The sequence below is a fragment of the Neomegalonema sp. genome, from assembly GCF_028688855.1.
Taxonomy (GTDB): domain Bacteria; phylum Pseudomonadota; class Alphaproteobacteria; order Rhodobacterales; family Rhodobacteraceae; genus Neomegalonema.
The window spans coordinates 21,939-34,750 of record NZ_JAQTXI010000018.1 but is presented as its reverse complement, the minus strand read 5'-3'; the positions used below and the strand labels follow the sequence as shown (position 1 = coordinate 34,750).

Below are 12,812 nucleotides of genomic sequence, written 5' to 3'. Positions count from 1 at the left end.
TCAGGCCGCCTTTCCGAGAATGCCCGCATAGCCTTCGTTCTCGACCTGCAAGGCCAGCTCCGGCCCGCCGGTCTTCACGATGCGGCCGTCCGCGAGGATATGCACCACGTCCGGTCTGATGTGGTCGAGCAGGCGCTGGTAATGGGTGATGACGAGGAAGGCCCGATCCGGAGAGCGCAGGGCGTTCACGCCCGAGGCCACCAGCTTCATGGCGTCCACGTCGAGGCCGGAATCGGTCTCGTCCATGAGGCAGAAGCGCGGCTGGAGAACCGCCATCTGCAGGATCTCGTTGCGCTTCTTCTCGCCGCCCGAAAACCCGACGTTCACGCCGCGCCGGAGCATGTCGGCGGAGATCTCCAGCTTGGCGGCCTCGGCGCGCACCAGCTTGAGCACTTCGGCGGCGGAAAGCTCGGGCTCGCCGCGGGCCTTGCGCTGGGCGTTGAGCGCCGTGCGCAGGAAGGTCATGTTGCCGACGCCCGGAATCTCGACCGGATACTGGAAGGCGAGGAACAGACCCGCCGCCGCGCGGGCGTCGGGATCCATGTCGAGCAGGTCCTGACCGTCGAGGGTCGCGGAGCCTTCCGTCACGTCATAGCCGTCGCGTCCGGCGAGGACGTAGGAGAGCGTCGATTTGCCCGAACCGTTCGGGCCCATGATGGCGTGGACCTCGCCCGCCGGCACCTCCAGCGAGAGGCCTTTCAGGATGACCCGCTCGGGCTCTTCCTCAAGGCGCGCATGGAGGTTGTCGATCTTCAGCATGTCATTCCCCGTCCCAATAGTCGATCCAGTCGCCCCGCCTTCCGGCGACCTTGAAAGGCGCGCTGGCGTAGCCTCCGCCGGCCCCGTGCCGATGCGCGGCGATGAACTTGCCGCTATCGGGATATTCCAGAATCTCCGCGTCATGCGAGGTGGAGATCATGAGATAGGCGAGGGGCCCCGCGCCTGTGTTGATGAGTTGATGCGCCGTCTCGGCGCCGCCCGCCGGAGCCGCGCAGACGTCGCCCGCCCGCACGGGATATTCCGTCGATCCGTAGCGGTAAACCCCTTCGCCTTCGAGGATCACGAAGAGCTCCTCGTTGACATGGTGGTTATGGAAGGGAAAGCCCCGCTTGCCCGGCGGCACCACCGCATAGCCGCAGCCGATCTGCTTCGCGCCGATCAGCGGTCCGAGCCGCGCGCGCTCGATGTCGAATTTCTCGCCATGGCGCTCGCGGCTGCGGGGGGCCTCGGCGGCGCAGACCACCGGGCCGCGCGCCGGAGACTTCTGCTCCGTCGTCATCCCACGCTGCCTTCGAGGCTGATGGCGACCAGCTTCTGGGCCTCCACGGCGAACTCCATGGGCAGGGCCTGGAGCACCTCCTTGCAGAAGCCGTTGACCACCAGAGCCACGGCCTCCTCTTCGGACATGCCGCGTTGCTGGCAATAGAAGAGCTGGTCGTCGGCGATCTTGGAGGTGGTGGCCTCGTGCTCGGCGCGCGAGGAGTTGTTGCGGATCTCGATGTAGGGCACCGTATGGGCGCCGCATCGATCGCCGATCAGCAGGCTGTCGCACTGGGTGTAGTTGCGCGAGTTCGTCGCCTTGGGATGGACGCTGACCTGTCCGCGATAGGTGTTCTGGGCGCGGCCCGCCGAAATCCCCTTGGAGACGATCCGCGAGCGGGTGTTCTTGCCCAGATGGATCATCTTGGTGCCGGTGTCGGCCTGCTGCATGTTGTTGGCGATGGCGATGGAGTAGAATTCGCCTTGGGAATTCTCGCCGCGCAGGAGGCAGGAGGGATATTTCCAGGTGATCGCCGAACCGGTCTCGACCTGGGTCCACATGACCTTGGCGTTCTTGCCGCGGCAATCGGCGCGCTTGGTCACGAAGTTGTAGACTCCGCCCTTGCCCTCTTCGTCGCCGGGGAACCAGTTCTGGACGGTCGAATATTTCACCTCGGCGTCGTCGAGGATCACGATCTCGACCACGGCGGCGTGCAGCTGGGTTTCGTCGCGCATGGGGGCGGTGCAGCCCTCCAGATAGCTGACGTAGGAGCCCTTGTCCGCGATGATCAGCGTGCGCTCGAACTGGCCGGTCTTCTCGGCGTTGATGCGGAAATAGGTCGAGAGCTCCATGGGGCAGCGCACCCCCGGAGGCACATAGACGAAGGAGCCGTCCGAGAAGACGGCGCTGTTCAGCGTGGCGTAGAAATTATCCGAGACCGGAACCACCGAGCCCAGATATTGCTTCACCAGCTCCGGATAATCGCGGATGGCCTCGGAGATCGGGCAGAAGATCACCCCGACCTTGGCGAGTTCGTCCTTGAAGGTGGTGGCCACCGACACCGAGTCGATCACGGCGTCCACGGCGACCCGGCGCCCGGAGGGAGCCCCCTCCTCGGCGCCGTCGGCGGGGGCCTGGCCCGCGCCCTCGACGCCCGCGAGGATCGCCTGTTCGCGCAGCGGCACGCCGAGCTTCTCGTACATGCGCAGCAATTCCGGATCGACTTCGGCGAGGCTTTTCGGGCGCTCCTTGAAGCTCTTGGGCTGGGCGTAGTAATATTGATCCTGGAAGTCGATGGCCGGATAGCTCAGCATGGCCCAGGTCGGCTCGCGCAGCTGGAGCCAGCGCCGGAAAGCCGCCAGACGCCATTCCAGCATCCATTCCGGCTCGCCCTTCTTGGAGGAGATGAGCCGCACGATGTCTTCGTTCAGACCCTTGGGGGCGTATTCGGTCTCGATGTCGGTCTCGAAGCCGTATTTGTATTTGCCCGCCATGGACTGGACGGTCTCGATGGTCTCACGGTCCACGCCCTCGCGCAGGGCGATTTCTTGAGGCTCTACGCTCATATCAGCTTCCTTTGCGGCTTCAGGCCGCCGCTTGCGGGGTGGGACGGCGCTTGTGCAGGCTCGTCCAGATCTCGATGAACCGGTCGATGTCGGCGTCGGTGGTGGTCGGCCCGAGGCTGACGCGGATCGCGCCCTGCGCCAGAGCCTCGGGAACGCCGAGGGCGTTCAGCACATGGCTGGCGGCCACCTTGCCCGAGGAGCAGGCCGAACCCGAACTCACGGCGACGCCCGCCAGGTCCAGCTGCATCATATGGGTGTCCGAACGCCAGCCCGGAAGGGCGAAAGCCGAAGTGTTCGGCAGACGCGGGCCCTCCGCCGCGAAGATCACCGCCTCCGGAGCCTCGGCCCGGAGCGCGGCCTCCCAGCGGTCGCGGCGGGCGCGGACCTGCGCCCAGACTCCGGATTCCAGGTCGCGGCGGGCGGCTTCGGCGGCGGCGCCCAGACCCGCGATCCCCACGAGGTTCTCGGTGCCCGACCGACGCCGCGATTCCTGCCCGCCCCCCCGGAGCATGGGCGCGATCTCGACGCCTTCGCGCAGGATCAGCGCGCCGCAGCCCTTGGGGCCGCCGAATTTCGAGGCCGAGAGGACCGCCGCCCGGAAAGGCGCGGCGTCGAAGCGCCAGGCGATCTTGCCCATGGCCTGCGCGGCGTCGAGGAAGACCTGCGCGCCCGATCTGGCGGCGGCCTCGGCCTGCTCCAGACGGATCGCGCCGGTTTCGCCCTCGGCGGCGGCGAAGGCGAGGATCCGGCCCTCGGCGCGGGCCTGATCTTCGGAGACTTCGGGATCGCGCCAGGCCATCACGCAGGAATGCAGGTCCGGCGGGCTCCAGGGCTTCAGGCCTCCCGGCGGATCGGCCAGGATCATGGCCGTGGCCTCGGTGGCGCCGCTGGTGAAGACCACCTCGGCGGGCTTGCAGCCGACCAGAGTCGCCAGCCGCTCGCGGGCGGTTTCGAGGATCGCGCGCGCGGCGCGGCCCTCGGCGTGGACGGAGGAGGGATTCCCCGCCGCCTCCATGGCCGCGAGCATCGCGTCCTTCGCTTCGGGGCGAAGGGGCGCGGCGGCGTTCCAGTCCAGATAAAGGCGCGGAAGGCGGCTCAAGCCTGACCCTCCTCCATGAGGATGGCGGCGAAGTCGGGCATGGCGGGGCATCCGGCGACGCGCTCGCCGACCACGTCGGCGAGGGAGGTCTGGCTCAGGAAGACGTGGACGTGGCTCGACAGCCGCTCCCAGAGGTTGTGGGTGAGGCAATGGCTTTTCTTGCCGCTCTTGTCCATGGTGCAGCCTTCGCCCATGGCGCCGCTGCACTGGGTGGCGCGGAGGCTCTCCTCGACGGCGGTCATGACCTCGGCGATGTTGATCTCGGAGGCGGAGCGCGTCAGCAGATAGCCGCCGCCGGGGCCGCGGAAGCTCTCGACGAGCCCGGCCTTGCGCAGCTTGAGGAAGATCTGTTCGAGATAGGCCAGCGAGATGTCGCGCCGCTCCGAGATGTCCGCGAGCGCCACCGGCGCTCCCGGAGGCTGAAGGGCGATGTCGGCGAGGGCGGTCACGGCGTAGCGGCCTTTGGTGCTCAGTTTCATTCTTCTTCTCTTTCCGGAGCGAGAGGCGAGCGGCTGAGTTGACCCGGAGCGCGACGACGACTAACTGACAGGGGCTTGACGTCGACGGCGTGGCGGCTGTGGCGGCCCGGCGTTCCGGTCGCCGGTCTGCGGCTTCCGAAACTTAGAATAACTCTAAAATGCCGGAGCGATTTCGTCAAGATCATCACGCCGCCGCATCGCCCTTCCGAGGGAAAAGCGACGGATGCGCCGAATGCGGAGAATCCATGCCTGAAGTCACGTTCCCCGGCCCGGAAGGGCGCCTCGAAGGGCGGTATCAGCCGAGCAAGATCAAGGACGCGCCCATCGCCCTGATCCTGCATCCGCATCCGCAGCACGGCGGCACGATGAACAACAAGGTCGTCTACAATCTCTACTACACGTTGCACGATCTCGGCTTCTCGGTGCTGCGCTTCAATTTCCGGGGCGTGGGCCGCAGCCAGGGCGAATACGACCAGGGCGTGGGCGAGCTCTCCGACGCCGCTTCGGCGCTGGACTACCTCCAGACCATGAACCCCGCCGCGCCGCAATGCTGGGTGGCGGGCTTCTCCTTCGGGGCCTGGATCGGGATGCAGCTGCTGATGCGCCGTCCGGAGATCGTGGGCTTCGTCTCGGTCTCGCCGCCGGCGAATCTCTACGACTTCTCCTTCCTCGCGCCTTGCCCGGCCTCGGGGCTGATCGTCAACGGGCTGAACGACCGCGTCGCGCCGCCCGAGGACGTCGCCAGGCTGGTGGCCAAGCTGCGCACCCAGAGAGGCGTCGTCATCTCCCACGAGACCCTCGAAGGGGCGAATCACTTCTACGAGAAGGGCATGGACGACATGCTCAGGCTGGTGAAGGGCTATGTCGGCCCCCGGCTCGGGGATCTCTCCGCGCCGACGACCTCCCCGGCCTGAGCCCCGCGCCTCGCCCGACGAGGCTCCGGCGAAGCTCGGGCGAAGCGGGCGGGCCGGGCTCCGGCGGGGGCGCCCCGGAAGGCGCCCTCCGGTTCTGGGCCTTGCGGCCTCAGACCTTGCGGATCAGCGTGCCGCCGCCGGTGGGCGTGAAGAGCTCCAGCAGGGCGGCGTGCGGCGTGCGGCCGTCGAGGATGGCCACCGCCTTCACCCCGAGGTCCAGCGCGTTGAGCGCCGTGCGCACCTTCGGGATCATGCCGCCGCTGATGACGCCTCTGGCGATGAGGTCTTCGGTCTCCTCGCGGGTGAGGTTGGCCAGCAGCTCGCCGTCGGCGCCCTTGACGCCCGGCACGTCGGTCAGCAGGAAGAGGCGCTCGGCGTTCATGGCCGCCGCGATGGCGCCCGCCGCCAGATCGGCGTTGACGTTGTAGGTCTCGCCCTCGCGGCCCACGCCCACCGGCGCCACCACCGGGATGAAGCCCGCGCCGATCAGCACCTGAAGGATCTCGGGGTTCACCTCGACCGGATTGCCCACCAGGCCGATGTCGAGCACGCGCTCGATGTTGGACTCGGGATCGCGGGCCTTCTGGAACATCTTCTCGGCGACGATCAGCCGGTTGTCCTTGCCCGCGAGCCCCACGGACTTCGCCCCCGCCGCGCTGATGGCCGCGGCGATCTCCTTGTTGATCTTGCCCGCGAGGACCATCTCGACCACCTCGACGGTGGCGGCGTCGGTGACGCGCATCCCCGCGACGGTTTCGGTCTGGATGTTCAGCCGCTTGAGCATCTCGTTGATCTGCGGGCCGCCGCCATGCACCACCACCGGATGCACCCCCGCCAGCTTCATCAGCGCCATGTCGCGGGCGAAGTCGGCCATGGCCTTGGCGTCGCCCATGGCGTGGCCGCCGAACTTCACCACCACCACGCGTCCGGCGTAGCGCTGGAGATAGGGCAGGCCCTCGGCGAGGGTGCGCGCGGCGATCATCAGTTCGCGCCGCGAGGCGGGCGGGCGCTCGGAAGCGGAAGCGGGCGTCTGGGGCATGGTGCGGGCGGAGCCTCCGGAAGGCGTGGCGGAAGGCGCGGCGCAGGAAGGCGCGGCGGAGCGGAAGCCCGTGTTTAGCTTCCCCCGAGGGGGCTGCAAACCGAATTCCGCGCTCCGGCCTTCGTCGCCCGACGCCGGTCCGGCGCCTGCGCGGGCCCCTGCGGCCCAGGGGCGACCATTCCTTAAGCTTCGGGGCTTATCCTTCTCCCGTCGGGCGTCTTCGGACGGCCGCGCGGCGGCATGGGGAGTGGAGAGATGTCGAGCATTCTGGCGCAGGCGCGCGATCGCGATCTGAACGCGGAGGACGCGCCCTATTACTTCAACTCCGCCCATTGGCGCGCCATCGACGGCGCGCTGCAGGGCGTGGCGGCGCGGCTCGGACTGATCGTGATCTCGGGCCCGACGGGCTCGGGCAAATCCACCGTGATGCGCGCCGTCACCCAGCAGGCGGGCGAGTCCATCCGCTTCCTGACGCTGCCCTACGCCAATCTGGGCGTGATCGAATTCGTCAACTTCATCGAGAAGGGCTTCGACGCCGCCAAGGGCGCTCCCGACGCCCGCAGCAACGCCGAGGCCGTCAAGCGCTTCACGCTCCAGCGCGCCGAGGCGGGCGAGAGCCTCGCGATCCTCATCGACGAGGCCCAGAACCTCTCGGACGAGGTGCTCGAGAACCTGCCCCGCCTCCTGCGGTTCGCCAGCGATTCCAGAGGCCGCCCCATCGGGCTGCAGTTCATCCTGATCGGCGGCGAGGAGCTGACGCGCAAGCTCTCCGAGCCGCGCTTCGACGGCGCCCGCTCGGCCGTGGGGGCGCATTTCCAGCTGCGCCACTTCACGCGCTCCGAGATGGAGGCCTTCCTCAAGCGCCGCCTCGCGCCCATCGCGCGCATGACCAGCGAGCCCATCACCGCCGAGGGCGTCGACGCCCTGGCGCTCTACACGGCGGGGAATCCGCGTCTTCTGGGCATGGTCTGCGCCCATGCGATGCTCTTCGCCGCCGAGACTCCCGGCCGCTCCATCGACCGGGCCATGGTCGAGGAGGCCGCCAGGGCGCTCATGCTGGAGCCCAAGCCCGAGGGCCCGCCCGTCGACGACGAGGCCCATGGCGAGCCGCTGCTCCACGCCGCCCCCAGGATCGAGCTGAACTTCGGCGACGGCGGCGACGACGAGGAGCTCGAACAGGACGACGACGAAGATCCCGACGTCTGGAACGAAGGCGACCGCGCCCTGAGCCGCAACCGCCGTCAGAGCGTCTCCGGCCAGATCGGGGCGAAGGTCAAGGGGCTCGTGGGCAAGCGCGAGGTCTTCGAGGACGGCCGCAAGAAGACGGCGCCCTCGAACGGCGCCGGACGCAAGGGCGGCGTGCGCCGTCCGCGCACCCGCTCCAGAGGCCGCGGACGCGACCTGATGCGTTGGGGCCTGCGGCTCGGTGCGGCTGCGGCGGCTCTGGCCCTGCTGATCGGGCTGAGCGGCCCGGCGGGCCGCGCCTATGACGCCGTGAGCGGCTCGATCGTGGCCTGGCTCGATCCTCCGCCGGGGCCGACGCGCATCGGTCTGGATCCGCTCAACCCCTCGACGGAGGCGCAGGCGCCGCGTCAGGGGATCGTCCAGGCGGTCAAGGGCGCCCTGCTCCAGGGCGTGGACACGGCGCAGCTCTGGCTGTTCGGCGCCGTGGACGACCCGATCATCGAGGCCTTCAACCTGCCGCTCGGCGAGATGCGCAAGATCCTCACCCTGAGCCTGGTGGACAGCGATCCGCTCACGGCCTCGGCGGCCTACGCCCTCGACGGCGAGCGCTTCTTCGCCATGAGTCAATATATCGAGCCCCGCAAGGAGAACGCCTACGACGCCTATCGGCGCGCCCTGGCGCTCGACGAGACCAACGAGGTCGCCCGACGCGGCGTGGAGCGGCTCGCGGGCATCTACGAGGGCCTCGCCGAGAAGGCCCGCGCCGAACGCGACTGGAGCACGGCCAACCTGCTCTACGAGCGGTCGGTGGCCATGCGCGATCTGGCGCCCATCCGCTGAGCGGTCCGCCGGGGCCGTCCGGGCCCGGCAGGCTCCGGCCCGGCCTCGCGCCTTGACGTCGCCTCCGGGGCGCTCCACCTTCGGGAGGGGGCGTCCTGCGCGCCCGAGACATCATCTTCCCGGGGGCGCGGCGCATGAGCGTGCAGAGGCAGTTTCTGACCTGGGGGGGACTGTTCCTCCTCTTCATCGGTCTTTTCTGGGCGCTGAGCTCGGTGATCGCGCCTTTTCTGGCGGGCATGGCGATCGCCTATTTCCTCGATCCTCTGGCCGACCGTCTGGAGCGGCGCGGCCTGTCGCGGCTCTGGGCGACGGCGATCATCACGCTGTCGCTTCTGGCGGTCCTGATTCTGGCGGCGGCTCTGGTGGGCCCGGCCATCGGCGCGCAGATCGGCGGGCTGATCGCGAGCGCGCCGGGCTGGTTCGACGCGGGCCGCGAATGGGCGATGGGGCTGCTCGGCTCCACGGGGATTCTGGAGCGCCTCGGGCTTGGCGGGGGCGGCGCGGGCGCGGCGGCGGCGGGCGCGGCCGAAACGGCGGCGCCCTCTCTGGAGCGCATGGGCGAGGTGGCCGCCACCGGCGGCGTGCGCATCGCGCAGACCCTCCTGAGCGGCGGCGTGGCGGCGGTCGGCGCCGTGGCGAGCTTCGCCATCGCGCTGGTGGTGGCCTTCTACATGCTGCTCGACTGGGACCGCATGGTCTCCGCCATCGACGCCTGGCTGCCGCGCGACCACGCCCCGACCATCCGCCGGCTGGCCCGCGAGATCGACGGCGCGCTGTCGGGCTTCGTGCGAGGTCAGCTTCTGGTCTGCCTCATCCTCGGAAGCTTCTACGCGGTCGCGCTGACTCTGGCGGGTCTGAACTACGGTCTGCTGATCGGCGTCTTCGCGGGCTTCGTGTCCTTCATTCCCTTCGTGGGCTCGGCTTCGGGCTTCCTGCTCGCGATGGCGGTCGCCGCGACGCAGTTCTGGGGCGAAGACTGGCTGAGCATGGCGCTGGTGGGCGGAATCTTCCTCTTCGGCCAGCTGGTCGAGGGGAATTTCCTCTCGCCCAAGCTGGTGGGCGGCCGGGTGGGGCTGCATCCTGTGCTGCTGATCTTCGCGCTCTCGGCCTTCGGCTCGCTGTTCGGGCTGGCGGGGATGCTGGTGGCGGTGCCTGCGGCTGCGGCCATCGGCGTGCTGGCGCGCTATGCGCTGGAGCTCTATTTCGACAGCCGGCTCTACAAGGGCGTCGCGCCCGACGCCCAGGCCGAAGCCGACGCCGCTCTGGGCGTGATCGCGGTGACCAACGACCCCGAAAAGGCCGAGGCCGCCGCCGTCAAGGCCGCCGTGATGCAGGACATCGCCCGCGAGGCCCGGGGCGAATCGGCCATGGGTCCGCATCAGACGGCGCCGGGGCCGGGCGCCGCCTGAGCTTCCGCGTTCGGGCTCCGGCGTCATGAGGACGTCATAATCAGGTCGTTAGCCCTTGGGGCCGACGCCCGCTTCTCCCCCTCGAGATTCGCACAGGCAGGACGCCATGAGCCTTGACGCCTCCGTTTCGACCGCCCTCGTTCTCGCCTCCGCGGAGGCCCAGGGCGCAAGCCCCGTCGCCCCGGACGATCCCGCGCGCTTCTTCAACCGCGAGCTCTCCTGGCTGGAGTTCAATCAGCGTGTGCTGGAATCGGCGCAGAATCCGGATCATCCGCTGATGGAGCGCCTGCGCTTCCTGGCGATCTCGGGGAGCAATCTCGACGAATTCTACACCGTGCGCGTGGCGGCCCTGCGGGGCCTCCTGCGGCGCGGCGTGAGCACGCGCAGCGTGGACGGACGCGCCCCCTCCGAGCAGCTCGCCCAGGTGGACCGCCGCTGCCGCGAGCTCATGGAGGCCCAGCAGCGCAGCTGGACCTCCCTGCGCGCCGAGCTCGAAGCCGCCGGAGTCTCGGTGGTCGGCGCCGAAGGGATCTCTCCGGAGGACCTCGCCTGGGCGCGCGAGCGCTTCATGTCGGACATCTTCCCCGTCCTGACGCCTCTGGCGGTGGATCCGGCCCATCCCTTCCCCTTCGTGGCCAACAAGGGCTTCGGATTCATGCTGGATCTGAAGCGCAAGGCGGGCGGCGCCTCCATGCGGGCGCTGCTGCTGATTCCCTCGCAGCTGCGCCGCTTCCTGCGCATGCCCGACGCCCCGGGCGTCGAGGGCCTTTCGCCGCGTCCGCTGCGCTTCATGCCCATCGACACCATCATCGACCTGAATCTCGACCGGGTCTTCCCCGGCTACGAGGCCCAGGCCGAAGGCGCCTTCCGCATCCTGCGCGACTCCGACATGGAGGTCGAGGAGGAGGCCGAGGATCTCGTCCGCGAATTCGAGACCGCGCTGAAGCGCCGTCGCCGGGGCGGCGTGATCCGCCTGACCGTCACCGCCGAGACGCCCGACTACCTCCGCGAGATGCTCGCCAAGGAGATGATGGTCGGCGCCGAGGAGATGATCGTCGTGGACCGCATGATCGGCGTGGCCGATCTCTCGCAGCTGATCTCCGACGACCGGCCGGACCTGCTCTGGCGGCCCTATACGCCCCGCGCTCCCGAGCGCGTGCGCGACCATCACGGCGACATCTTCGCGGCCATCCGCCAGAAGGACATGCTCGTCCATCACCCCTACGAGACCTTCGACGTGGTGGTGAACTTCGTGCGTCAGGCCGCCGAGGATCCGGACGTGGTCTCGATCAAGCAGACGCTCTACCGCACCTCGCATCAGAGCCCCATCGTGGACGCGCTCTGCGCCGCCTCCGAGGCGGGCAAGTCGGTCACGGCGCTGGTCGAGCTGAAGGCCCGCTTCGACGAGGCCGCCAACATCCGCCAGGCCCGCCGTCTGGAGCGCGCGGGCGTGCAGGTGGTCTACGGCTTCATGGACTGGAAGACCCACGCCAAGATCAGCATGGTCGTGCGCCGCGAGCCCCAGGGCATGGCCTATTACACCCATTTCGGCACCGGCAATTACCACCCGATCACGGCGCGGATCTATACGGACCTCTCCTTCTTCACCTGCGATCCGGCCTTCGGGCGCGACGCGGCCCAGATCTTCAACTACATCACCGGCTACGCCCAGCCCGAGGCGCTGGAGGCTCTGGCCTTCGCGCCGCTGACGCTGAAGTCCACGATGCTGGAGGAGATCCGCGCCGAGGCCGCCCACGCCCGCGAAGGGCGTCCGGGGCGCATCTGGGCCAAGCTCAACGCGGTCACCGAGCCCGAGATCATCGACGCCCTCTACGAAGCCAGCCAGGCGGGGGTGAAGATCGACCTGGTGGTGCGGGGCATCTGCGCCTTGCGTCCGGGGATTCCGGGGCTCTCGGAGAACATCCGCGTCAAGAGCGTGGTCGGGCGCTTCCTGGAGCATGCGCGCATCATCTGCTTCGGCAACGGCTACAAGCTGCCGAGCAAGTCCTCGAAGGTCTACATCTCCTCGGCGGACTGGATGGAGCGCAACCTCAACCGGCGCATCGAGACCCTGGTCCCGATCCTCAACCAGACCGTGCGCGACCAGATCCTGCTTCAGGTCATGGCGGCCAATCTGCGCGACGTGGCCAACAGCTGGATCTTGCGTCCCGACGGCTCCTATGTCAAAGCGGAGTCCTCCGGCGAAGGCGCGCCCTTCAACTGTCACGAGTTCTTCCTGAACAATCCCAGCCTGTCGGGACGGGGCCGCGCCGGAATCAAGGACGCGCCGCGTCTCGAGGCGGCGCGCGACTGACCGAAGCGCGCCCCGGAGACCTTGTCGCTCCAGGCGGCCGCAGAGGCCGCTCTGGAGGAAAGGCGAGATCATGGCCCAAATCGAACGGATGGGCGCGGCGGCGGACTTCGAGCGGCTGACGCCGCAGGAGGTCGCGGAGCGCGTGGCTCGGGGCGTCCGGCTGGTGGACGTCCGCGAGCCGGGCGAATACGAGGCCGCCCATATCGAGGGCGCGGAGCTGGTCCCGCTCTCGAGCTTCGATCCCGACGACTTCGCGCCCGATTCCGAAGTGGTGTTCCATTGCCGCTCCGGCGGACGCACGCGGCGTCTGGCGGAGGCGCTGACCGCGCGCGGCTGGACCAGGGTGACGCATCTCGAAGGCGGAATCCTCGCCTGGGACGAAGCGGGCCTGCCGGTGGCGCGTCCGGCGGACTGAAGCGTCCTCCGGCGAGGCCGCTTCGGCTGCGCCTCGTGAAAATCAGAGCTCTGGAGAAGGCGGGCGCTTCGGCGACCCGCCTTCTTGCGTCTTCCGGGGGCTGCGCGACGGAGTCTCCGAGAAAATGGGTCAGGATAAGAGACTCAATTTCGGGGGTCTCCTCGAAAAAAAAAGCCCCTGTCTTCGAAAAACCTTGATTTAGGTCACTCTTGCTGTCTTTCATGCGCGGGCGCGATCGCGTTAGAAAGCGCGTCCGCAAGTTCGCCGAAGCCGCCCGAGGGCGACGCGTCCG

Annotated in this window: 11 protein-coding genes; 5 read left to right on the top strand and 6 right to left on the bottom strand. The window is 68.8% G+C overall.

The window, feature by feature from the left end; translation table 11 throughout:
- The 5 genes from sufC to PHN62_RS13195 are packed head-to-tail and all read right to left on the bottom strand — an operon-like array spanning window position 1 to window position 4,404.
- A complete protein-coding gene (gene sufC / locus PHN62_RS13215; RefSeq protein ID WP_300151400.1) occupies window positions 1–759 on the bottom strand; it encodes a Fe-S cluster assembly ATPase SufC in 759 nt (252 codons plus the stop codon).
- Window position 760: 1 nt separating this feature from the next.
- Complete coding sequence (locus PHN62_RS13210; RefSeq protein WP_300151398.1) at window positions 761–1,279, bottom strand: cupin domain-containing protein; 519 nt, start codon at window positions 1,277–1,279, stop codon at window positions 761–763.
- Window positions 1,276–2,826: a Fe-S cluster assembly protein SufB gene (gene sufB / locus PHN62_RS13205; protein WP_300151395.1), complete on the bottom strand. Its 1,551-nt coding sequence runs from the start codon at window positions 2,824–2,826 to the stop codon at window positions 1,276–1,278. Before sufB ends, PHN62_RS13210 begins: the two co-directional genes overlap by 4 nt.
- Window positions 2,827–2,845: 19 nt before the next feature.
- Complete coding sequence (locus tag PHN62_RS13200; protein ID WP_300151393.1) at window positions 2,846–3,925, bottom strand: aminotransferase class V-fold PLP-dependent enzyme; 1,080 nt, start codon at window positions 3,923–3,925, stop codon at window positions 2,846–2,848.
- Window positions 3,922–4,404 carry an Rrf2 family transcriptional regulator gene (locus tag PHN62_RS13195; RefSeq protein ID WP_300151390.1) on the bottom strand — a complete coding sequence of 161 codons (483 nt, stop codon included), beginning with the start codon at window positions 4,402–4,404 and terminating at the stop codon, window positions 3,922–3,924. Before PHN62_RS13195 ends, PHN62_RS13200 begins: the two co-directional genes overlap by 4 nt.
- Window positions 4,405–4,649: 245 nt before the next feature.
- Between PHN62_RS13195 and PHN62_RS13190 the strand changes: the two genes are divergently transcribed.
- Window positions 4,650–5,318, top strand: coding sequence for an alpha/beta hydrolase (locus tag PHN62_RS13190; protein WP_300151388.1), 669 nt, complete (start codon window positions 4,650–4,652; stop codon window positions 5,316–5,318).
- A gap of 109 nt (window positions 5,319–5,427) precedes the next feature.
- On the opposite strand, the gene argB is transcribed toward PHN62_RS13190, so the two are convergent.
- Window positions 5,428–6,357: an acetylglutamate kinase gene (gene argB, locus PHN62_RS13185; protein ID WP_300151386.1), complete on the bottom strand. Its 930-nt coding sequence runs from the start codon at window positions 6,355–6,357 to the stop codon at window positions 5,428–5,430.
- Window positions 6,358–6,612: 255 nt separating this feature from the next.
- Here argB and PHN62_RS13180 point away from each other — a divergent pair, with 255 nt between their 5' ends.
- The 4 genes from PHN62_RS13180 to PHN62_RS13165 all read left to right on the top strand — a co-directional run bounded on the left by PHN62_RS13180 (window position 6,613) and on the right by PHN62_RS13165 (window position 12,520).
- A complete protein-coding gene (locus PHN62_RS13180; RefSeq protein WP_300151384.1) occupies window positions 6,613–8,382 on the top strand; it encodes an AAA family ATPase in 1,770 nt (589 codons plus the stop codon).
- 134 nt (window positions 8,383–8,516) lie between these two features.
- On the top strand, window positions 8,517–9,791 hold the full coding sequence (locus PHN62_RS13175) for an AI-2E family transporter (RefSeq protein WP_300151382.1): 1,275 nt from the start codon (window positions 8,517–8,519) through the stop codon (window positions 9,789–9,791).
- Window positions 9,792–9,897: 106 nt separating this feature from the next.
- Window positions 9,898–12,105: an RNA degradosome polyphosphate kinase gene (locus PHN62_RS13170; RefSeq protein ID WP_300151380.1), complete on the top strand. Its 2,208-nt coding sequence runs from the start codon at window positions 9,898–9,900 to the stop codon at window positions 12,103–12,105.
- Window positions 12,106–12,175: 70 nt separating this feature from the next.
- Window positions 12,176–12,520 carry a rhodanese-like domain-containing protein gene (locus PHN62_RS13165; protein ID WP_300151378.1) on the top strand — a complete coding sequence of 115 codons (345 nt, stop codon included), beginning with the start codon at window positions 12,176–12,178 and terminating at the stop codon, window positions 12,518–12,520.
- Window positions 12,521–12,812 lie beyond the last annotated feature (292 nt).